Genomic DNA, 20,610 nt, shown 5'->3' on the forward strand with positions numbered 1-20,610 from the left:
TAATGCGAATTCGTTGACGTCAAAATCGGGAATTTCGTCAACGCCGCATTCCCATACTCACCGCCCTGGAAAAAAAAGTTATTATTGAAATAACCCCTCATCCCCGTCATCGCTGCCAACTCCGTCGTCAAATCCCGTCGCTCCGTCCGCTCCACTCCCTTGTCCACTTCCTCCAAAGCCACAATGTCCGGCTGCTCATGCTTGATCGCTTCCGCTGTCCTCAACAAATCCACCTTATGATCCATCCCCGCCCCATGCTGGATATTGTAGGTCATCACCCGGAACGTAACTGGCTTCGTATCGTGCCTTGCCACCGTCTTCGATGCACTGCTGCAACCCGCCAACAAAGCCATTCCCAACCCAACTACCACCACACGGCCCGCAGCTTCCTTTGCCCAAAACTGAATGTTCATCATCCAAAAAGAGTTACGAAAAACCAACTCCCGTCAATGCAAAACATTACCATGTCAAGCCTTAGCAACCATTTCCAGCGACAAAGGTCAGAATAATTAATATCTCAGCAGCCATGAAAATGCCCTTGCGATTTTCCGGCAAGGCTGCTTCATTAGTGGCGTGCCACGCGCTTATGGTGGAATTGGCAGACACGCTACTTTGAGGTGGTAGTGGGGTAACCCGTGCAGGTTCAAGTCCTGCTAAGCGCACCACTTTTCCTCAGGAAACTGAGAACTCTGGTGAATCCCGCACAGATTCCGCACAAAATCCCGCCGAATCTGGAGTTGAGAGTCAAAACGTAAAATTCCCAAAGAAGATTAAGTATCGAGGGCGCGTTCTGGCTAAGATCTACGGAAAGACCAAGAACTACCCCTTCTATCGCGTTTCCTACAACAGTGCTGGAAAACGACACCTCATTAGCTTTCGCACCTATTCCGCGGCGAAAGCCGCAGCCGATAGTAAGGTGAAGGAGATCCATGAGGGATCGCAAGCCGCCTCACTCACTGCCCCTCAATCTCGAGATGCCCTGGCCGCGCTTGAACGGCTTCAGACCTATTACCAATCCACAGGACGGAGAATTTCTCTTTTGGGTGCCGTATCCGAATACGTTGAAGCCGCCAGCAAACTTAACGGACAACCCAGCGATTTCGGCCGCCTCGACGAAGCTGCACCCCCGGGCCACGAGCAGGACGGCCAGCGTCCGGCGAAAGAGGCGCGCTTCCAAATCCTCAGCCATGGCCTTTGACAATCGCCGGCGATCTTGAGCAACAAATCCAAGTTCCCGGGCACACAGTGGCTTCCTAATGAAGCCAACTTGGCGGCAAAACACATGCTTGCAAAAACTTTTGTTAACTTACTTAGCGAAATGAACAGTTTCAGATCTGACCTGCGCCGCCTCCGGCAACATTTGCAACACGATGCGTGCTGCCGACTCGAGAATAGCATTGTTCGGTCGATTCACTTTAGCTGAACCAACCCGCGCCGGCTTGCGGTCGCAATGGCCTCGGTGCGACTGATTACATTCAGCTTGGCAAAAATGCTACGCAGATGGGATTTCACAGTGGTTTCGCTGATGTAGAGCTTTACACCGATTTCCTTGTTGCTTTTGCCGAGCGCCAGCAATGAAAGCACGGCCAACTCACGACTTGTCAGAGATTCGCTGCTGATGCCAGCTGCCAGTTTGGTCACCAGCGAAGGGGGAATGGAGGTTTCACCGGAATACACTTTGCGAATGCACTCAAGTAATTCCTCGCGCGCCGCATCTTTCAACAGATAACCCTTCGCACCGGCCTTAATCGCCCGGGAAATGTCGGCATCACTATCAAACGTTGTCAGTATTATCACCCGGGCGGAGTCAGTCATCCGTCGGAGCTCATCAATTACACCCACACCATCCAGGATAGGCATTCGCAGGTCCATCAGGACTACGTCGGGACGGTGTTCCTGCCACCGGGCTACTGCATCGCGTCCGTTTGAAGCTTGCGCCACCACACTCATATCTGGTTGTCGACCGATGATCGCGACCAGTCCTTCGAGAACAGTGACGTGGTCGTCCGCAACAAGGATGCGTATCTTTTGCGACTGTTCGTTTGCCGCTTGCTTTTTCGAAACTGTGCTCATAAATCTGATTACTGTACGTTTTCTGTAAGTGGCAAAATAATCAAAACCGCCGTACCTTCACCATTCGTGCTTTGAATGCTTAATTGTCCTCGCATGCTTTCAACACGTTCCCTGATTCCTAAAAGACCGAATCCATCATGTTGACGGGCTGGATCGAAGCCTTGCCCGTTGTCCTGTAGTTCCAATTGAAGCGCCTGGGCACTAAACACGAGCCGTGCTTTGAATTCACTGGCACGTGCGTGCCGGAGTGCATTGGTAAAAACTTCCTGCCCAATACGCAGAAGGTTATCCTCCCATTCAGAGGGGATTACACAAGGTTCACCCTGCAAATCAAATTTTGCCCGCATTGTTGTGCCTGCGGTCATCTTCTGGATCAGACCTTCCAGCGCTTTAAAGAGGTTCTTTCCCTCCAAGGCCAATGGCCGAAGTGCTCGAACCGAACGTCGCGCCTCGCGCAGGCTCTCGCGCGCAAGATCACCAGCACGATTGAGATGCTCCGCCACCTCAACGACCAATCCTTGGGACCCGGCATCTGCGGCCGCCTCCAACTGAACGATCACACCAGTAAATCCCTGGGCCAGTGTATCATGAATGTCGCGCGCCATCCGGTTTCGCTCCGCCATTACCGCAGCTTCGCGGCTTTGCTGGGAAAGTCGCATCAACTGAATTGCGAGCATGGCCTGATGGGCGAGCGCCTGAGGCAGTTCGATTTCCTCACGGCGAAAAGAACGCTTTCGTGTAAACCGGATGCTGACGATTCCCTCCACGTGCCCTGCGATCAACATCGGAACAAACAAAACCGTGCGAACTCCGAGTTCATGCAGGTATTTCTTGAGGGTGACCATCACTGGATCACGATCCGAGTCTTCCAGCATTTGATGCCCTATTGCGGGATCCGATCCAACCCAAATTCGGGCGGTTTCGCCTTCCATATCTTCCAGAACGGCATGCTGGTGTGTGCGAAAGATTTCTTCCCAGACCGGATGATTCAGAGCAATTTTTGAAATCGCCACGGAGGAATGAGATACGTTTCCAATACTTACGAAATGCCCGCCCTCAAGTAAGGCAACACGATCCAACCGCCGGCTGTCGCTGGTTCTTATCCATACGCTAATACTATGCGCATCGGATAGCTCAACTATTGCACGCAGCGCATGTTCCAGCAGTTTATCAGGGTTTGACTCCTGAGCCATTGAGTCCAGAGCATGCGACAGCGCATCGAGCTGCCCGCGGGCGAGGTGTTCCGAAGCACGCAATGCTTCAGCTGCCTGCTTGCGTTCCGTGATATCCATGACTGCGCCAGTAAACTCCAACTCTCCCGTCCCGGTTCTTGTGGGTTGAGCCAAAACCTGGACGTGCTTGATCTCACCGCCCTGCATCAGAAGGCGATGTTCAAAATTCAGGTTTGTGCCATCTCGTGTCGCGCGATCCAGTGCCTGTTGAACCGAGGCAATATCTTCCGGGTGAAGTCGTTTGAGCATAAGCTCCAGGCTGGGCCGGATTTTCGCGTCATATCCAAAAATAGAAAATGTCTCATGGGACCAAAAATGCTCTCCCGTCGCCACTTTCCAGCTAAAACTGCCGAGGTGACTGAGCCGTTGCGCCTCAGCCAACGAGGTTTCGCTATGACGCAACTGAGACTCTGCCCGTTTGCGCTCTTCGATCTCGCTCTGGAGGGAGTTGTTGGTGGCTGCCAGTTGGTCACGAGCCTTCTGCAATCTTTCCTGCCTGGCCTTTAGGCGACGGACACGCCAAATGTAAAGGCTGACAAGAGCAGTCATCACCAGTACGCCGCAAACCAAATGGAACCATGCGGTTTCGTAAAATGCCGGCGGGACGGCGAACTCAATCATGTCGCCTGTTTCATTCCATATTCCATCAGCATTGCAGGCAGTGACGCGAAATCGATATGTCTTGGGTTGCAAGTTCGAGTAGAAGGCCTGGCGTCGAGTTCCCGCGTCCTTCCAATCTTCATCGTAGCCCTCCAGTTTATACTTATAGCGCACCCGCGCGGGGTTGCTGAAACTAAGGCCAGCGTAATCAATCTCTATATCCCGGATCCCATGCGGAAATTTCAGATTGGCTGAAGGTATGTAAGTTCTCCCGCCAGCGATCACTTGCTGAATCCGAACAGGAGGAGGCAATGGATTCTTGGGAATATTATGAGTGTCGATCACGGCCAGACCGGCTGTGGTTGCAAACCAAAGTTTGCCATCTGCACTCTTGGTGGCAACCGGGTAGCCAGCGCCTCGGTAGCCATAGGGAAAATGCCGAACAACGCCCCGAAGCCCGTCGTTCAAATCATACAGTTCACCGGTAACCCGGCCTGAATCCGACATTGCGGTCTCAAGTTCGCTTGCGGTGAACCGGAGGATACCACCCGCGCCCGCCATCCAAAAATTTCCGTCATCATCCACCAAACCGGTAAAAAAATCATCAAATGCCAGGCCGTTCCGGTGATCCAGTGTTTGAAAACGACCGTTCCGAAAACGGCTGATTCCGCCCTTCCCCGCAAACCAAACATCTCCTTTGGAATCACTCATGATGGCTGTAATCTGCCCGGTAAAGAGGCCGTCCTTTCCCGAAAAAAGACGAAACCGTTCTCCCTCCCAGAGTGCGACCTCCCCGGTTGTAAGCCCAATCCACACTCGGCCTTTGCTATCAGTATGTGCCACAGATGCCCAGCCATCCGCCTCGCGGTGGAGTTCCGGAAAATTCTTCACCTCATGGTTAAGCAGGCGATACACACCCATGAATCGATCACACAACCAGAGACCTCCTTCTAGATCGCTAGTGATCGCCAGGACGTTCTTCATATGAGGCACTTCAGGCAAGAGTGTGGCAACATCGCCCTTGGGTTTGAGGACCGCGACACCGAGTCCAGTTCCAAGAATCAAATCGCCGCCAGGATCGGCATACGAGCACTGAACACTTCGAGAGCCAGCAGCTTTGCCCAAGAGGTCGAGCCAGCCACGCTCGAGGAATTGATTTTCCCTGGCATTGATTTGAATAAAGCCGCCTGGCCTCGCACCGACCCAAACACTTCCATCCAGTGTCGCCTGGACCGATAAATTCTGGTCAAAGGGCAGTCCCTCCCGAACGGATAAAGGCGTAATTTTATTTTCACGAAAGCAGTCCAGACCCGCTGAAGTCCCAAACCAGACAACTCCCTCCCGATCTTCGAAAATACAGTTCACGAGATCGCTCGAGAGGCCGTCTTTTTGAGTAAATTTTTCGACCGCGTCGCTGAACTGGCCAATGTCCTCGCTTCCCAGGGATGCCGTATTTCTAACCCGGCGCAGGCCATCGCCAACCGTGGCGATCCACAGGGTTCCATTGCGATCGACCAGAACCGATGAGGCTCCCACGCGAATCTCCGGAGCGACAAAGTGAATTTCCTGCTGATCGTGTGTGAATGCCCTCACCGATCGCATCGTCTGGGCCGTCCAGACTTTCCTATCCGGCGCCCGCGCCAGTTTCGCCGCCTCCGCAAAGCGTTCGTTACCCACTTGAAAGCGTGTCTCACCTTGGCGAAGAAACGCGATTGCACCTGGCGGGGTCTGTGTTCGATCGCTCAATGCGACCCATAGCGTGTTCTCACCATCCACCATCGCAGCCCAAACCGCTACGTCAGGAAGGCCGCTTTCGGGGCCGACTTTCCGCCAGTCTTCTCCAGTGAACTTATACAAGCCCAAGGAAGTACCCGCCCAAACGCCGCCATCCTTGCGTTCACAAAGCGCAAACACTCGCGCCCGCTCCGAAGGATTCCGCAGAACAAATACCTTGGAATGCCCATCGCGCAACAAAGTGACGTTTCCGACACTCCCAATCCAGAGGGAGCCGTCCCTGGTACCCAACAGTTCATCAGGCACACCCGGTAAAGCGGGTTCGCCCGCCTTGGGCTCCCACGCGGTGAACGCAGCGCCGTCAAATCGGAATAATCCGTTAAGCGCCGCAACCCAGAGATATCCTTCACTCGTCTGACAAATCGAATTGACCTGATCAACGCCATCCGCGCCTCCCCAGGCCCGATGTGAAAACTGTATTATGGACTTGTGAGAATCCAAAGCCAGCGCCTGACAGACAAAAAGCAAATACGCAACAGCCGTCCAGACCATTGCCAGGGAAAACGAAGTGTAACTGCGTACGCGGCACATGTTGCTCAAAACAATCCAGAAGAAATCTCGCGCTGCCGCTGATGCCAAACAAACACATTCTGGGTGGAATACTTTTTGTGCGTCAAGCCGAATCCATTGCCGCACTGGCGAATTCGCCGACGTTCCGGTTCTTGACGCCCGAGTTCAAGTTCAGTCTTTAATAACATAACTTGTCTGCCGCTGTGTCTGGATCATGCACGAAACGTAACTCATGGTACATCTTTATCTGATCTTACCAGATCGCAGGATTAAATGTCATGCCTCAATTGGCAGAAGCCGGTTTTAAAACTTCGTGTGAGCTAAAGCGTACCGACGAAGTCAAGGTTTACCCGCGGAACTCATTGTGTATAAAGCGGGTTTTGAATTGATCACTGGCATTCCGAGCCTATTTCGTGAACCACGCATTCTCCGGACAATGCGCTGAACCACCAGTGATCAAAGCAAATGCCCGCTGAAACCTCATTGGCTTAAGGGGGAGGAGTGGAGGCTTGTTCATGGTGGATGGGAAGTCGGACTTTGAAACGGGTTTCGCCGGGGCGGGATTCGAATTCGATTGTCCAGCAGGAGCATGGTTTCCCCCAGGTAGTTTCCCGGCTTGGTGACCGCCATGAGGATTGACTGGCGATCGTAGGTGCGCGTGATACGAACTTCCCCTTCGAGCAGGACATGAAAGAACCCGGTTCGTTCCCCTTCGGCACCCAGGACCGCGCCAGCCGGCACTTCAATCACTTCACCCGGTTCCAAGCAACCCAGTTGCGCATCGGTCAATCCGGCAAACAGAGGCGTGGAACGGACCTGTTGGAGTTCAATCGGGCTCATGGTCATAGCAGGCCGAGGTATTGGTGAACGAGCTTCACCGCCATGGCACCTTCCCCCACTCCCGAGGTGACGCCTTTGGCGGAGCGATGACGGACATCACCGGCAACGAAGATCCCCGGAACGCTGGTTTCGAGATAAAACGGATCGCGATCCGCAGTCCAGCCCGGTGGGCGCCGGGCGCCCGGAGAAAGTGCGGTGATCCGGCTTGGTAACGCTGGAGCGCGAGCCTAGTCTTTCGACTGTATGTGCGCCTCCACCAGCCATAGCAGTTTGTCCACGCCACGCGAGACTTCTGTGAACAAATCCGCAGTGTCCGCCTCACCGGCTTTGCCTGCTGTGTCAATTGCTGAGCGGGTGGAGGTGCCGAACTGCGCCAGCGCGCTTGATAGTGCCGAGACATGTCCTTGCCCGGATGCCAGGTCCAAGGGATAAGCTGCGAGCCGGGAATGCTTCGAGACGGTTTGAATCGTGCCTTGCGCGACACCGCCGAGTGCAACCAGGCGTTCGGCAATGTCGTCGGTGAACTCATCAAACTCCCCGGCGATTTTGTCGAACAGTTCATGCAGGCCGATAAAGTGCGGACCTTTGACATTCCAATGCGCTTGTTTGGCCTGTAGACCAAGATCGAGCGCATCGGCCAGTTGTTGGTTCAATAAATCGACCATCGGGCGGCGGCTCGGCTCGCGGATGTCGTTCCGGGTTTTGTTAAGTCGGGTGTTCATAAATAAGTCATGGAGTTTGATGATTGTCCTTCACAATGGAGTCCCAGGGTTTCGGTCAGATGAACTCAAAACGGGTTCGACAAGCCATGCATCGGCGGGAATTTGTGCCACGCCCGGATAGACTGTGTAAGCGGCCAGGTTTGCCAGGTTCACAACCCCTACTCCTCCACCGCGCAGCCGCATATGGACTGTAGTTTTGGATAACATGAACTGCATGAAGGACTGGCTCTCGGCCGACAGCTTGACCGGAAATTCGACCATGAGAAAAAGCGCCTTGCCTCCCACCATGCGCAACTTGAGAAATGACACCAGGAGATCGCCTACCGGCGTCGGCTGTTCACGCTTTGCCATCAGCTCTGGCTGGTCGAGGTGCACATGCTTTTTGAATTCCGCCTCCGACAATTCGACGATGTCGGCGTAGCCGCCAGGGAATTGCCAGCAATCATGGGTTTTCTGCAGGAAATCCACCCGCAGAACCTGGGCGGAGACAAACACGGACTTGGAATTCTCACCTGCCAGAACAAGCCTTGGTGAGGCAAATAACCGCGCCGGTTCCGTGCTTTCCCATATTTTGTGGCCCTGAGCTTTGTCCGCGGTGAAGGACTCAACCGAGCCGTCCGTCAAGTGAACACGAATGATGAAGTCTTGCTTTGGCAGTTCGGTACGGTCATTAGTTTTCATAGGAATTTTCTTTCTTTGAACCGCTTTCCGGACGCGGACTTAAGTCAGTGCAACCGCGCGCAATTCTGTCGGGTAATTGCGCTCTCGCCAGGCATCGATTCCTCCCAACAATGCCATTTATCGTTCCCTGCGTTTTTGACGCCTTTTGGATTTCTGCCAGGCCATCAAGCGCCTCCAGAATGGCCCGCTGTACGACTGGCTGCGAAAGGTTGCCCATATGGCCGCCCCGCTCAAAGAGTGTCGCGCGTGCTGGTCCGAATGTGGCCTCGATCCAATCAAGATCCTCAGTCGCCAGGAGAAAATCGTTCCGGTTCGCGATGACCCGGATATTATGGTTGTCCTGTAGTTCGGCCGAATAGGTGCGCAGATCCGTGCCCCGCCTCACCGTCTCCGGATTCGCAATCTCGATGCCTCTGGCCTGGTTATAAGGACTCACAAACTTATCGATATAATCCCAAAAGGAGTAATGCATGATTTCCTCGTACGCGGCGTGTCGTCTTGATTTTTTGAGCGGATGTTTCAACACGCCTTGATTGTGGCGCAATTGGCTGCTGAAAATCATGTCCCGCAGCGTCAAACGGAAGCCCAGGCCGATCAGGAACCTGCTTTCAATTTCGTTGAATGGCAGGACGGACCCTGGTGCCGGGGGGTGCGCGCCCAAGGCCGCAACCTTGAGCAGCGTGTTTTCAATGTTGGCGGTTCGCTCTCCGGCGGGCCAGGCCAATGGCGCCTGGTAAAATTGGTCCACATTGGTGACACAGTACCGCAAACGAACCGGGGCATCGATGGCGACGTAACGGTCAAATTTGAGCAATGGAGTGTCATTGGTGGCTGCTGTCGCTGCCAGGAACAACGTCTGGAATGCTCCCATGGAGTAACCCATCAGAGCCCTTGCGCCCAGGCGATGCGGATACAATTCCTCCAAACGGCGGTCGATCTGAGTCAGTGCGACGTGCACGTCGCGCACGCCGACGGGTGGATAGGATGGAAGGTCGGTGGTCGAGGCGTGCTCCATGAATTCGGGATGGAACGTGCTGCTGATGCAGACGGGGGAGAAACCGTTCTGGTAGAGAAGTTCGGCCAGCGCCAGCTCATTCCCGGCCAGGCGATGGGCGCCAAAACCAGGCACCAGATACACGACCGGCGCAGGGCCCGGTTGCAGCCAGAAGGTGAAGTCCAATTTCTTCCCGGTGGCGGGGATTAATACCGATCGTGTTTTGCCCAGGGCTGGAAATTCGGCGTTTGTATAAGTGAAGAAGATGGATTGCAGCGTTTCCAGCGCCGCTTCGTCTTTGCTTCCATCCACACGCCAGTCAACCCGCCGGTTTTCGTGCCCAAAGCTCCAGGCGTATTGCAGGATCGAATATGAATCCGCCTCGGCCTGGCTGAAGCGCACGGCCCCCTCCACGGTGTCACCGAAGTTATTGGCCGCGACCCCGGAACCGATGTAGCTATAGGGGGCAAAGTAGGTCAGCGGGTTGGCGGCCATGTCCCCGACCAGGCCGGTGGCGTCCCGCCCGTCGCTCGGTCCGAAAACCGGCAGCATCAGATAACACCCCGGCTGCCAGCCCCATTTCCTGAAGGTCTGGCCAAAATCCGCGTCGTTTTTGGGCACGCCCCAGTGCGTCGCCACATCGAAGAACCCGCCCACGCCCAACACGGTGTTACACAAACAACGTTCCGTTTCCTGACTCATCCCCACCCAGTTTCCTTGCAACATGTTATTGGCGAGTCGTCCCGGATAGGTCAGGTTTTTGCCCATATTCCCAATCCCCGTGCGCACGGGCTTGGCCACCACGCGCCGATACACCTTGGAGGTCGGCCTCACCAACGACGTCATAAAACCCGTGTTGAACCCCCAAATGGCGCGATTAAAAGGCTCAATGGGATCGTTGAACCCGGACGGAAGGACGATGGAATCTCCGGCAAGGCTGGGTGGAACTGTTTGTGGCGCCCCGTTGGTTGCCGCCGGCGTGATCGGCTGCCCCAGTGCGATTTCAATCATCAGGCAGCCCACAGCGGCAATCAACGGCAGTCTGGTTCGGGGTCTCCTGTGCGATTTGTAATGTGCTGGTTCCATAGGTTCGGTGCGATGGCTTTGGTCAGGTTGTGGGTGATTTGTCATTCCACCTGCCGCCCGGCGCGGTGGAGAAGGTCTGAAGGGGTTTGATCCAGAATCAGGTTCGTAATTGCTTTTCTTTTGGTGATGGCACCAGCGCATCCAGCGAGAATCGTCCGCCGCCCATGAACACGAGCGTCATTACGGCAAGCGTGTAAAGAATTGCCAGTTGTGGATCGCGACTGGCCAGCAGGTTCTGAAGAATGGCACCACTGAGGGCACAGACTAGCAATGCGGCATTTATTCGTGTGAACAGTCCAACGACGATAAACAATGAGCAGATTAACTGCACGAGTGTTGCCGCAACCGCCGACCCGAGTGGCGCTGGGAAGCGCATTCCTGCTACTTCCTCGGCCAATTTCCAGGGCGTGCCGTGCTGGAGATAGGCAATCCAGCCTTCCATTTTATGGAAACCATGGATGTAAAATATCATCAGCCCCGCCGAAACTCGGAAGAAAAGATGTCCGAGGCTTGCAGCTGTGCCGCTTGGTTCCACCGTCATGGACTTTTTAACCAGATCCATAAATACCTTAAAAGGCGAAACAGTCGCAACCCAACCCGAAGAAGTCGGCGTATTGGTTGCGGGCCATCTCGGCGGCGGTAAAGAGTTGTTTAAGCGCATGACCGCAACCGTGTTGATGGCAATCGGCGCTGTGGCGGTGCTGCTCAACCGGGACTCCGGCCCGCGCGGCCTTGCGGATGTCCAGCGGCGCGCCGTAACCACCGAAGATCTTAATCGGCGACCATTCCGGCAACACCGGAATCGACGGTGGCGCGTGAGAAACAAACTCGTCCGTGGCGTGAACAATCCTACCACCAACAACCGTAAGAACGGATTCGATACCTTTGATCTGATCCTCCGGCACAGAGAAATAATCTTCAGTGAGCACGGCGAAATCAGCCAATTGGCCAGGCGCAATTGCTCCTTTTCTGCCGCTCTCGCTTGAAAACCAACTGCTGCCCTGAGTATAGAGCCGAAGCGCTTCTTCGCGCGAGAGCCGGTTCGCATCGGGATACATGGAAACTCCGCCTACGGTTTTGCCGGTCACCATCCAATAGAGCGAGACCCATGGATTGTAACTGGCGACACGCGTGGCATCGGTGCCCGCGCCGACCGGAATGCCGAGCTTCAACATCTTCCGCACGGGTGGCGTGTGCTCGGCGGCTTCCTTCCCGTAACGATTGATGAAGTATTCACCTTGAAACGCCATGCGATGTTGAATGGCAATACCGCCACCCAAAGCCCTGACGCGTTCCAGGTTGCGGTCGGAAATGGTTTCGCAATGGTCGAAGAACCAGTTCAAACCTTTGAACGGCACTTCGCGATTGACTTCCTCGAAGACGTTCAGGAAACGCGTGATGCTCTCGTCATAGGTCGCGTGCAGGCGGAACGGCCATTTGTTGGTGGCCAGCAGCGATACAACTCCCTTCAATTCGCTTTCCAGCGTTTCGGGAAGATTGGGGCGAGGTTCGAGAAAGTCTTCAAAATCCGCTGCTGAAAACACAAGCATTTCCCCTGCGCCATTGCACCGGAAGAAGTCGTCGCCCCTGCCCGGCCCCGTCATCCTGATCCAGCGCGAGAAATCCTCCATTTCCTGCTTCGGTTTTTGCGTGAAGAGATTGTAGGCGATACGAAGCGTCATCTCGCCCCGCTTGTGCAGTTCTTCGATGATCGCGTAGTCTTCCGGGTAATTTTGAAATCCGCCGCCCGCGTCAATGATGCTGGTGAGACCGAGCCGGTTTAGTTCGCGCATGAAGTGACGCGTGGAATTCATTTGATGTTCCGGCGGAAGCTTCGGTCCTTTGGCAAGCGTCGCATAAAGAATTGTGGCATTCGGCCGCGCGATGAGCAGGCCGGTTGGATTGCCTTGGTGGTCACGCTGGATTTCACCGCCCGGCGGATTGGGAGTATCCTTGGTATAACCGCAGGCACGCAGCGCGGCCTGATTCAGCAGGGCTCTGCAATACAGGTGCAGAATGAAGACCGGCGTGTTCGGGGCGGCATCATTGATCTCCTGCAGTGTGGGCATTCGGCGTTCGGCAAATTGAAACTCGCTCCATCCACCAACAATACGAACCCACTGCCCAGGTGGTGTGCGTTGCGCCTGTTCCCGCAACATCCGCAAACCGTCAGCCAGGGAAGGCACTCCGTCCCAGCGCAGCTCCATATTATAATTCAAGCCGCCGCGAATAACATGCAGGTGCGAATCGTTTAGTCCCGGAACGACTCTCCTTCCTTTCAGGTCGATGGCTTTCGTTCCAGGTTGGCGTTGAGAGTCGGCAGCAGCATCTACTGCCACAATGCGACCGTCTTTAACCAGGACACTACTGGCGTTAGGATGCTTCGAATCGAGGGTTGTGATACGGCCATTAAATAAGAACAAGTCGGCGTTGGTTGTTGTGCTCATGTTTTTCCATTGGTTCATTTATTTTGGTTACAGCCAGCCCCGGGCAACTCGGACCAGCAAAGGCATCGCTCCCCAGGTGAGGATAATTACGATGCCAAGGGCAACTACTCCGGCGAAAATTAAAGGCGGAACACCCTGTGCCAGCAACGGACTCAGCACGGCAGGCACAGCCATGCTCACCGGCCATACGGCAACCCAGGTGAGGAATGCCATCTTCCATCGCGGCGGCGGCTTCTGTGGAGAGCGAAACCAGGCTTCCAGTCCCGTGATCTCTCGATGTTCAGGCTCTCCTTCGGTCAATGGTTGGATGCGTTCGTTCCACTCCTTGAATATTGAAGACTCATAGAATGCGTCGCGCTCGTGTTCATTGGTAAAAGTCCGGAGAATTCCATACTCACGAGACTCAGAACCGGGGGATGGCACGATCATGTTTGCCCCCTGCACTCCGCGGTGTGCAAATGAACTCTTTAAGAACTGCCGAAGCGCTGCCTCGAATTCTGTTTCGCAACCGGGTTTCACCCGTCGCGTGATTGCAACGTGAATGGGGCAGGTTTTGTTTGGTGCATTCATGCGGTTCTTTAAAAGAGAAAACTGAGAGTCGTTGAGACGTAATTCACATCGTGCCCCCCGGCCGCATGCACGTAGTTTCCCGTGAAGAAGTGGACGTAGGACGCGGCGAAACTCACATGCCTTTGGATTCGCCACTCCAGATTTGCGTCGAGTGCTGTTCCGACGTAGAGGGAGTCTGTGTGCAGGGCCGGAATGGCAATGAAACCAGGAACCGCATAAACGGCATCGTTTCGTGAATAACGCCAGAATACATCCACCCCTCCATTGAGAGACACGCTCCGGGTCAGATTGAGCGCAACATTCGGATGAACATCGATGATATTTTGAGGGCGCAGAAGACTTGCATCATTAAAATAGCCGGATTTGAAGAAGAGCGCGTTGAAGGTTTCCTGCCGCCCATCGTTCTTGTTTCCATCCCCACTCGTGACGTCTGCCTTCAAGCCGAGCCTTGGCGCAAAGGTCACATCCCAGGTGTAACCTCCATCCAGGCTCGCCGTCCAGGCCAGGATTGAATCATGTCCGAAGCTTCCTACCTGCAGGACTTCTTCAGCATTCCAATCCCAGTGATTCCAATACCCAAATTCCCTCGCGCCAAACGAATGTCTTTTCTCTTCGCCACTTCCGGAAGCATACCTTGCATGGTCGTTCTTGATGCCGAGATAGTAAAAATCGAGGCCGAGTTTGTGCGGCGTATCGAACCAGTGCGTGACATACAATCCCCAAAAGGTGGTCGAGTGATTCTCACCGTCAAAATGGCCCGAATCCCTGACGGGCTGCGTAAGAAATGCAGTGGCTTCCCATAGTGGCCGTGAATAAAGCATCTCGAATCCATCAAATCTGAATGGAATGTTTGGGGCTGCCCGTGTTGCAACGAGCCGCCCCGATCCGAAACTCATGCCGAAGCGACCCGCACGCAGAGTGAGGTGCTGGTCATAGGTCAGCAAAGGCGTCACATCAGCGAAGGCGAACTGGAGGTCAATTGGATTATCCTGCACTGGAGGTGCAGGTTCGCTCTCACCTGCAATCACCCCGGAGATCCCTTCCGCAAAGATGCGAAAGTGATCTCCAAGATGAAGGTCGCTTTGTAGCGTAATCCGCTGGAGCCAGTAGGAATCCGGCCCTGAATCAATGCCGAAGTTAACATCGTGCGTGCTCTCAAAGCGCTCACGCAGCTCTCCCCCAAAGCTCAGATACCAACTCGAATCATCCCGGCGGAGTGGAATATATTTGATTGGATCAAAAATATCACCACGATTGGCCTCATTGGTCAGGCAGGAATAATTCTCGTCGAATCGCAATACCTTAAAGGCAGGCGGTGGAATTGAAGTTTCTTTTACCATGTCATCTGCTGGTGCGACTGATGGCAAAGCCAGCAGTAACGAGGTGAGCCAAATCAACCGCCTCATGTCATTTATTAGTCGATGTGTAGGGCGCAGAGCTTCGCTTGGCGAGTTCGGCCGTGGTTGATTCAATACCCGCACCAACCTGCTTTACCGCATCGTCGAAGAAGGCCGGTCCGGCTTCCACTACGAGGTCCTCGACACTGAACTGCGGAGCAAGCCCTTGCGCCTGCAAACGCTTCTCTGTGTCGTACGCAGCCAGCAGTTGTTCGACGAAGACGCGGTCGCCTTCGCCAACTGCAATCGCCGAGTTGCCTTCGTCGCGAATCACGGGCGCCCACGCAACATGTTTGGCCTTGAGTCGAACTGCTTCGCGTGCGGCAATGCGGCCGACCACCTTTAAGGCATCCAATGACAAGTCCTTCTCCTCCCCCAATCCAATCACCATGAAACGCATTGCCGGAATCGAGCCTTTGGACGGTGTGAAGAGAACCGTCTCGCCGAGTTCCCCGACAAATTCGCCTCGGTTCCGCAGAGAGGAGAGAATTCCGCTTAGCTTCCCATCAGTCTCCTTGGCCGCGCCTTGGTAAGTGTCTCCAGAAGCCTTATGCTTGAAGAGGCAGATCATTTGCAAGTCAGCAGGCTCCATATAAGGGCCTACCATCTTGATGGATACTTTGATGCCAAGCGGCCTGGTGGAAAATACATTTTCCTTTGGCATCACGCCCGTGTCGGCAGCACACGCGACCGTGAGCAGCAGGGCATATGTAAGACTGGCCAGAGTTAATTTGCTTTTCATCGCGCTCCATCTCGAACGGTTATGAGTTGAGGTGTTGCTGGCTGCACCTTCTTGGGCACGATCTGTGGTTTCTTCGCCGATTGGGGCGCATGGTGGACCATCGTGTAGGCATATTCCACTCCCACGCCATAAGCGCCTCCCTGCTGTTTGAGCAATGCCATCAGGTTGTCATAATGCTCATGTTTTGCCCAATCCCGCTGCCATTCGAGCAAAGCCGGAATCGTTGTGAGGCGCACCGCGCCGGCTTGAACCATGCGAGACAACGCTGCCTCCTGCGCCGCTGGTGAAGTAGCACCGCAGCAATCTTCGACAACATAGATGTTATAACCTGCGGCCAGCATTTCGATGGTCGGCCAGGTCACGCAGACTTCGGTCCACAAGCCGGTCATGATGATGTTTTTGCGCCCAGTGGCTTCAATGGCCTTGCGGAAACCGGCGTCGTCCCAGGAGTTCATGGAGGTGCGCTCCACGACCTGCTGGCCGGGAAACACATCCAGCAGTTGTGGCCATATGTAACCACTGAACGACTCAGTCTCGACAGCGGTCAATACAGCCGGCACGTCGAATTCCTTTGCAACCTTCGCAAGCAGTGTGACGTTGTTGATCAATGAAGCCCGTTCAATGCTCGACACGCCGAAGGTCATCTGCGGCTGATGGTCAATGAACACGATGGCGCTATCCTGCGGCGTGAACAGTTTATGATAATTAGGCATGGTCTGATTCTTTCTATGTTTTTGTTGATGTTTGGTTGTGTGAGGAAATGATTGTTATCCTGGATTGTTTGAGCCGGCGGCGCGCATTCGGCGAACTTTCAACGGATTGTGCGCCATGGAATTGGTTGCGACTTCCCGCTCACGACTGGATGAAAGCGAGAAGGTCCGCGTTGAGTTTGTCTTTGTGCGTATCGGTGATGCCGTGCGGCGCGCCCGGGTAAACAATCAGCTTCGCGCCTTTTACAAGCCTTGCAGAAGCGCGGCCAGCTACATCAATGGGGACGACCTGGTCATCGTCGCCATGAATGACAAGCGTCGGGACGTCGAACTTTTTCAGATCCTCGGTGAAGTCGGTTTCCGAAAAAGCCTTGATGCATTCGTAAGTATTTTTGTGGCCACCCATCATGCCCTGCAACCACCATGAGTCGATCATGCCTTGAGAAACCTTTGCCCCAGGCCGGTTGAAGCCGAAGAACGGACCGCTGGCCACTTCCCTGAAGAACTGTGAACGATCTGCAAGAAATGCGGCGCGGAATCCATCGAAAACCTCGATTGGCAGTCCGACGGAATTGGCTGGCGTCTTCAGCATCAATGGCGGAACTGAAGAAATGAGCACAGCCTTGGCAACCCGTTTTGTGCCATGCCGTCCGATATAGCGTGCCACCTCACCCCCGCCGGTCGAAAAACCCACCAACACTGCTTCTTTCAAGTCGAGCTTTTCCATGAGCGCAGCAAGGTCGTCGGCGTAGGTGTTCATGTCATTGCCCCCCGAAGGCTGGCTGGATCGGCCATGACCCCGGCGATCATGCGCGACGCAGCGATAGCCCCTGGAAGCGAGGAAAAACATCTGCGACTCCCAACTGTCCGAACTCAGCGGCCAGCCATGACTGAAAACGACTGGCTTACCAGCGCCCCAGTCTTTGAAATATATTTGTGTGCCGTCCTTGGTAGTGATCGTGTTCATTGGAGATCTTCCTTTGTGCGTTATTCTTGTGCTTTCAAGAGATTCAACTGCGCTTCCGGGTTGTTGAGCAGGTCGTGCCGATGAATGCTTGCAACACCTGAAGACATCTGCGGCCGGTGATCATTGAAAATGACCGCACAGCTGTTTGATGTGTTAACAGGCCTTCGTCTGTCGCATTTACGCTCATAATCATTCGTTCCCGTAATCGGGATTTATGCGCAAGAGCATGGCGTCTCGTCTTGTCCGGCGCTATTGACCAGGTGGGCGAATTTTCCGCGCTGCGAAGGGATGATTTGCTTCTACTACTTTCGGAGGAGACAAGGTGAACAACGAATGTCTATCAGATGACCGGCACATATCGCAGTCCTGAGTTCTATACCGAATGCCGAACGAAATTTCCGATTGGCAGGAGAGATTTTTGATTGAGGCAAGGCGGAGGCCGCAGGCTCTGTCTGGAAGATAGCGGCAGGCTGGCAGCGTTCCATTGGGAGGTGTGCGATGGCGCAGCAGATTTTTGTCCCCGACAAGGAGTGAGACACGAGCATATCCCAGAGTGGATCTGTGAGTGGCGAAGGACGCCGGCGGGAAGCCCGTCTGGAAAGACCCCGTCCGGAAGGACAAAAAGCTCAAGCCAGCGCGCCCGATCCAATGGAATCCTGCCAGCCCTGGCCGACAACGCCGACTCAAATCAAAAGTACCCTGTACTCAATAACCAACGAATTTCCTCCTCACAAATGTCATGGTTTTTTCAGTCTCCACTGCCAGTGGCGAGCTCACTGCGGCGCAGATTGCCGGGCAGTTGGGAGTGAGCCGGCGACAGTTCTTTAATTGGGTTGATGCCTTGAAGGCTGGTGGTGTGGAGGAGTTGCTCAAGCGCGGACATGGCGGTGGTCAACCCACGCAGATTCAGGGAGTGGTTCTCAAGGAGTTGGTGGCTGGACTTCAGGCCGGACGCTGGAAGCGAGCCCGGGAAGTTCAGGCCTGGCTGGAGCAGCAGCATGCGACCCAACTCTCAGTCAAAGGGGTATATTACTGGCTGGGAAAATTGGGCGCAGTCTTGAAAGGTGCCGCGCAAGACTCACGCGCAAAAAGACGCGGACGCCAACTCTCGGTTTCAGCAGTAGCTCTGCGAACGGCTCAGGAGCTTGAACGTGGCTGGTGGAAAACCGGTGCGCGTGTGGGTGGCCGATGAACACCGCTACGGTCTGATCCCGGTGGTGCGGCGGTGCTGGACGCTGCGCGGAGTGCGCCCCACGGTCAGCTATCAGACCAAATATGAATGGGCTATCTCTACAGCGCCCTGCTTAAACGCACCACTTTCCCCCGGCAAACTGGGAACGTTCAACAGAGCCTCTCTCTACTGCACTATCAGTTCCGTCGCCGGGAGCACATCAAAACGCACCAGCACTTTACCAGGAAAGTCCTTCGGCGGGGGACGATTGAGCGACTTGGTTGCCGCCAGCGCTCTTTTAACGGAATCGTCCCATTTCTTATCGCCGGATCCCTTTTTCCAATTGCTCCCGGTGATCCGGCCCGCTGCATCGACCGATACTTCCACCTCGGCCACATAACCAGTATCTGGCAAATCTGTCGGCCGCTCCCAGTTGGAGCGCAGTGCATATTCCACCAGGCTCTTGTAATAAATCACCGGCGCATTGGTGCTCGTTTCCACGATCTTGGCACCATCACTAAAGTTAAAGTCTGGCAGTTCCGCCGGTGCCGGCGCGGCACTCACAGGCGCTGTCCCCGTATTTGCGGGTGGCGCAGATTGAGGTGGCGGCTGCTGAGGCGGTGGCGGCGTGTTCTCAACTATCTTTGGCGGTTCGACCACTTTGGGTTCTTCCTTCGGTGGCTCAACCTTGGGCGGTGGCGGCTTCTCCGGTTCCGGCGGCTTTTCCTTCGGTACAATGGCCACTGTGATTTCCTTCAACTTCGTCCCCAACACCCCCTCATGCGCCGCCCAAAAACCGAGCAAAAGCACCACCACCCCGTGCACCACCACGGAGATGACCAGGTTGACCCGGGAGGAGTTTTTCTTTTTGCGCGCCATACGCTTACTTCTTCGCCGGTTCCGTCGCCAATCCGACCTTGCTCACGTTCGCCTGCTGGAGAATATCCAGCACGTTGACAATATTCTGATACTGGATCTTGCTGTCCCCCCGCACCACCACACTCAAATCCGGGTCTTCCGTGCGCAACTGCACCAATAGTTGCTGCAGGGCGATCAAGTCCACTTCCTTCATGTTGAGGTAAATCTTCCCGCTCCCATCCACCGTCACGTAGTTGGGCTTTTTGGGCGCATCCTTGGGCCGCGAACTGGCGCTGGGCAGATTCAGTTCCAAATCATTAACGACCGGAGTCGTGGTGATGATAAAGATGACGAGCAACACAAACGCCAGGTCAAGTAAGGGGGTGATGTTGAGTTCACCGAGCGAATGATGCGCACTCTTGGAATACTTTTTCATGACAGCGCGCCTTCAAACTGCTTCTCCTGCTTGAGCGCCTGCGTGATCTCATCAGCCAGCGAACGGTTGTCCACGTACTTGTGTTCAATCTGCGTGACGTATTCCGTGGCAAAGTTATCCAACTCCTGAGTGATGGCCCGGATGCTGGTGACCATAAAGTTATAGGCGAACATGGCGGGAATCGCCACGAGCAATCCGACGACGGTGGCAATCAAGGCTCCCGCCACACCTGGCGCCATCGCGGTCAAACTCGCGGAGTTGGCCCGGGCCACACCTGAAAAAGTTTCCATAACCCCCCATACGGTGCCCAACAGCCCGATGAAGGGCCCACCGGCAACCGCCGTCGAAAGCACGATCATCCCCTTTTCCAGATTCAACGATTCCGTCCCCACCGAACGTTCGAGTGACACCTTCACGGAATCGAAACCGGCGGAACTGATGCGCGTCTGGCCTTTCACCATCACTGGATTGTTCTTCAAGTGATAGTCCAGCTCCTCGGCCCCGGTGTAATAGACTTCATTGGCAGGTGCGCCATCAAACTCCTCCTGCTTCCGAAATATCTCCAGGGGATCGCGGGTGGAACGATAGCTTTCATAAAACTTTTTGGCCATCCTCCGAGCCCGATAGAGTTGGCGGATTTTGGTGATGATCACCGTCCAACTGAAGAGTGAAACTACAATCAAGCAGCAGATGGTGATCTTGCCTTCGAGGGTAGCCTTGCTGAAGGCAAACTGCAGCGCGCCACTGGCGAGCATGGGGGTTAAATGCATCATAGATTCG

Annotated in this window: 19 protein-coding genes, 1 tRNA gene and 1 pseudogene; 3 read left to right on the top strand and 18 right to left on the bottom strand. The window is 54.7% G+C overall.

The genetic code is table 11. From position 1 onward, the window contains the following. A partial coding sequence (locus CFLAV_RS24185) for an endonuclease/exonuclease/phosphatase family protein (protein WP_007417492.1) occupies positions 1 to 416 on the bottom strand: 416 nt, incomplete at its 3' end. Between the two features lie 164 nt (positions 417 to 580). On the opposite strand from CFLAV_RS24185, the gene CFLAV_RS24190 reads away from it, so the two are divergent. Together CFLAV_RS24190 and CFLAV_RS35170 are read left to right on the top strand one after the other, a co-directional pair. Next, positions 581 to 665, top strand: a tRNA-Leu gene (locus tag CFLAV_RS24190). Positions 666 to 916: 251 nt separating this feature from the next. Continuing rightward, a complete protein-coding gene (locus CFLAV_RS35170; RefSeq protein WP_150107570.1) occupies positions 917 to 1,198 on the top strand; it encodes a hypothetical protein in 282 nt (93 codons plus the stop codon). A gap of 212 nt (positions 1,199 to 1,410) precedes the next feature. Here the strand turns inward: CFLAV_RS35170 and CFLAV_RS24200 are convergent, their stop codons facing one another. The 14 genes and pseudogenes from CFLAV_RS24200 to CFLAV_RS24260 form a co-directional block, all read right to left on the bottom strand. Continuing rightward, a complete protein-coding gene (locus CFLAV_RS24200) occupies positions 1,411 to 2,073 on the bottom strand; it encodes a response regulator (protein WP_007417495.1) in 663 nt (220 codons plus the stop codon). 8 nt (positions 2,074 to 2,081) lie between these two features. Then, a complete protein-coding gene (locus CFLAV_RS24205; RefSeq protein ID WP_007417496.1) occupies positions 2,082 to 6,230 on the bottom strand; it encodes a two-component regulator propeller domain-containing protein in 4,149 nt (1,382 codons plus the stop codon). A 492-nt stretch (positions 6,231 to 6,722) separates the two neighbouring features. Further along, complete coding sequence (locus tag CFLAV_RS24210) at positions 6,723 to 7,049, bottom strand: cyclic nucleotide-binding domain-containing protein (protein WP_237712450.1); 327 nt, start codon at positions 7,047 to 7,049, stop codon at positions 6,723 to 6,725. 2 nt (positions 7,050 to 7,051) lie between these two features. Further along, positions 7,052 to 7,240: pseudogene (locus tag CFLAV_RS37705) on the bottom strand (fused response regulator/thioredoxin-disulfide reductase); the annotation flags it as partial. A gap of 36 nt (positions 7,241 to 7,276) precedes the next feature. Beyond that, positions 7,277 to 7,771 (bottom strand): DNA starvation/stationary phase protection protein Dps, encoded by a 495-nt coding sequence (gene dps / locus CFLAV_RS24215; RefSeq protein WP_007417498.1) that lies wholly within the window; start codon positions 7,769 to 7,771, stop codon positions 7,277 to 7,279. Between the two features lie 30 nt (positions 7,772 to 7,801). Then, a complete protein-coding gene (locus CFLAV_RS24220; RefSeq protein WP_007417499.1) occupies positions 7,802 to 8,452 on the bottom strand; it encodes a hypothetical protein in 651 nt (216 codons plus the stop codon). After that, positions 8,442 to 10,457 (bottom strand): MlaA family lipoprotein, encoded by a 2,016-nt coding sequence (locus CFLAV_RS33040; protein ID WP_237712451.1) that lies wholly within the window; start codon positions 10,455 to 10,457, stop codon positions 8,442 to 8,444. The genes CFLAV_RS24220 and CFLAV_RS33040 overlap by 11 nt, the downstream gene beginning before the upstream one ends. Before the next feature lie 172 nt (positions 10,458 to 10,629). Next, the gene (locus tag CFLAV_RS24230) at positions 10,630 to 11,094 is read right to left on the bottom strand and encodes a DoxX family protein (protein WP_007417501.1); all 465 of its coding nucleotides are present in this window, start codon (positions 11,092 to 11,094) and stop codon (positions 10,630 to 10,632) included. A 7-nt stretch (positions 11,095 to 11,101) separates the two neighbouring features. After that, positions 11,102 to 12,979 (bottom strand): amidohydrolase, encoded by a 1,878-nt coding sequence (locus CFLAV_RS24235; RefSeq protein WP_040550000.1) that lies wholly within the window; start codon positions 12,977 to 12,979, stop codon positions 11,102 to 11,104. A gap of 27 nt (positions 12,980 to 13,006) precedes the next feature. Next, positions 13,007 to 13,549, bottom strand: a complete 543-nt coding sequence (locus CFLAV_RS24240) for an antibiotic biosynthesis monooxygenase (protein WP_007417503.1) — start codon at positions 13,547 to 13,549, stop codon at positions 13,007 to 13,009. Between the two features lie 8 nt (positions 13,550 to 13,557). After that, the gene (locus tag CFLAV_RS24245; RefSeq protein ID WP_007417504.1) at positions 13,558 to 14,955 is read right to left on the bottom strand and encodes an alginate export family protein; all 1,398 of its coding nucleotides are present in this window, start codon (positions 14,953 to 14,955) and stop codon (positions 13,558 to 13,560) included. A gap of 1 nt (position 14,956) precedes the next feature. After that, positions 14,957 to 15,688 (bottom strand): M17 family peptidase N-terminal domain-containing protein, encoded by a 732-nt coding sequence (locus CFLAV_RS24250; protein ID WP_007417505.1) that lies wholly within the window; start codon positions 15,686 to 15,688, stop codon positions 14,957 to 14,959. Further along, positions 15,685 to 16,401: a hydrolase gene (locus CFLAV_RS24255; protein ID WP_007417506.1), complete on the bottom strand. Its 717-nt coding sequence runs from the start codon at positions 16,399 to 16,401 to the stop codon at positions 15,685 to 15,687. Before CFLAV_RS24255 ends, CFLAV_RS24250 begins: the two co-directional genes overlap by 4 nt. Before the next feature lie 139 nt (positions 16,402 to 16,540). Then, a complete protein-coding gene (locus tag CFLAV_RS24260; RefSeq protein WP_007417507.1) occupies positions 16,541 to 17,365 on the bottom strand; it encodes an alpha/beta fold hydrolase in 825 nt (274 codons plus the stop codon). A gap of 739 nt (positions 17,366 to 18,104) precedes the next feature. On the opposite strand from CFLAV_RS24260, the gene CFLAV_RS24265 reads away from it, so the two are divergent. Beyond that, positions 18,105 to 18,557: a helix-turn-helix domain-containing protein gene (locus CFLAV_RS24265; RefSeq protein WP_007417508.1), complete on the top strand. Its 453-nt coding sequence runs from the start codon at positions 18,105 to 18,107 to the stop codon at positions 18,555 to 18,557. Between the two features lie 165 nt (positions 18,558 to 18,722). Here the strand turns inward: CFLAV_RS24265 and CFLAV_RS33045 are convergent, their stop codons facing one another. Genes CFLAV_RS33045 through CFLAV_RS24280 form a run of 3 tightly spaced genes read right to left on the bottom strand, consistent with a single transcriptional unit; the run spans position 18,723 to position 20,603 of the window. Continuing rightward, positions 18,723 to 19,415 carry a TonB C-terminal domain-containing protein gene (locus CFLAV_RS33045; protein ID WP_007417509.1) on the bottom strand — a complete coding sequence of 231 codons (693 nt, stop codon included), beginning with the start codon at positions 19,413 to 19,415 and terminating at the stop codon, positions 18,723 to 18,725. Between the two features lie 4 nt (positions 19,416 to 19,419). Continuing rightward, positions 19,420 to 19,830 carry an ExbD/TolR family protein gene (locus CFLAV_RS24275; protein WP_007417510.1) on the bottom strand — a complete coding sequence of 137 codons (411 nt, stop codon included), beginning with the start codon at positions 19,828 to 19,830 and terminating at the stop codon, positions 19,420 to 19,422. Beyond that, positions 19,827 to 20,603 carry a MotA/TolQ/ExbB proton channel family protein gene (locus tag CFLAV_RS24280; RefSeq protein ID WP_007417511.1) on the bottom strand — a complete coding sequence of 259 codons (777 nt, stop codon included), beginning with the start codon at positions 20,601 to 20,603 and terminating at the stop codon, positions 19,827 to 19,829. Before CFLAV_RS24280 ends, CFLAV_RS24275 begins: the two co-directional genes overlap by 4 nt. Positions 20,604 to 20,610 lie beyond the last annotated feature (7 nt).

Origin of the sequence: Pedosphaera parvula Ellin514 (assembly GCF_000172555.1) — a bacterium.
Taxonomy (GTDB): domain Bacteria; phylum Verrucomicrobiota; class Verrucomicrobiia; order Limisphaerales; family Pedosphaeraceae; genus Pedosphaera.

Excerpts from the sequence above, each read along its gene's own strand:
- CFLAV_RS24245 (WP_007417504.1), bottom strand. The coding sequence starts at position 14,955 with ATGAGGCGGTTGATTTGGCTCACCTCGTTACTGCTGGCTTTGCCATCA.
- CFLAV_RS24210 (WP_237712450.1), bottom strand. The coding sequence starts at position 7,049 with ATGAGCCCGATTGAACTCCAACAGGTCCGTTCCACGCCTCTGTTTGCC.
- CFLAV_RS24230 (WP_007417501.1), bottom strand. The coding sequence starts at position 11,094 with ATGGATCTGGTTAAAAAGTCCATGACGGTGGAACCAAGCGGCACAGCT.
- CFLAV_RS24200 (WP_007417495.1), bottom strand. The coding sequence starts at position 2,073 with ATGAGCACAGTTTCGAAAAAGCAAGCGGCAAACGAACAGTCGCAAAAG.
- CFLAV_RS24205 (WP_007417496.1), bottom strand. The coding sequence starts at position 6,230 with ATGTGCCGCGTACGCAGTTACACTTCGTTTTCCCTGGCAATGGTCTGG.
- CFLAV_RS24275 (WP_007417510.1), bottom strand. The coding sequence starts at position 19,830 with ATGAAAAAGTATTCCAAGAGTGCGCATCATTCGCTCGGTGAACTCAAC.
- dps (WP_007417498.1), bottom strand. The coding sequence starts at position 7,771 with ATGAACACCCGACTTAACAAAACCCGGAACGACATCCGCGAGCCGAGC.
- CFLAV_RS24265 (WP_007417508.1), top strand. The coding sequence starts at position 18,105 with ATGGTTTTTTCAGTCTCCACTGCCAGTGGCGAGCTCACTGCGGCGCAG.
- CFLAV_RS24220 (WP_007417499.1), bottom strand. The coding sequence starts at position 8,452 with ATGAAAACTAATGACCGTACCGAACTGCCAAAGCAAGACTTCATCATT.
- CFLAV_RS24235 (WP_040550000.1), bottom strand. The coding sequence starts at position 12,979 with ATGAGCACAACAACCAACGCCGACTTGTTCTTATTTAATGGCCGTATC.
- CFLAV_RS24255 (WP_007417506.1), bottom strand. The coding sequence starts at position 16,401 with ATGCCTAATTATCATAAACTGTTCACGCCGCAGGATAGCGCCATCGTG.
- CFLAV_RS24250 (WP_007417505.1), bottom strand. The coding sequence starts at position 15,688 with ATGAAAAGCAAATTAACTCTGGCCAGTCTTACATATGCCCTGCTGCTC.
- CFLAV_RS33040 (WP_237712451.1), bottom strand. The coding sequence starts at position 10,457 with ATGATTGAAATCGCACTGGGGCAGCCGATCACGCCGGCGGCAACCAAC.
- CFLAV_RS24280 (WP_007417511.1), bottom strand. The coding sequence starts at position 20,603 with ATGATGCATTTAACCCCCATGCTCGCCAGTGGCGCGCTGCAGTTTGCC.
- CFLAV_RS24240 (WP_007417503.1), bottom strand. The coding sequence starts at position 13,549 with ATGAATGCACCAAACAAAACCTGCCCCATTCACGTTGCAATCACGCGA.
- CFLAV_RS24260 (WP_007417507.1), bottom strand. The coding sequence starts at position 17,365 with ATGAACACGATCACTACCAAGGACGGCACACAAATATATTTCAAAGAC.
- CFLAV_RS33045 (WP_007417509.1), bottom strand. The coding sequence starts at position 19,415 with ATGGCGCGCAAAAAGAAAAACTCCTCCCGGGTCAACCTGGTCATCTCC.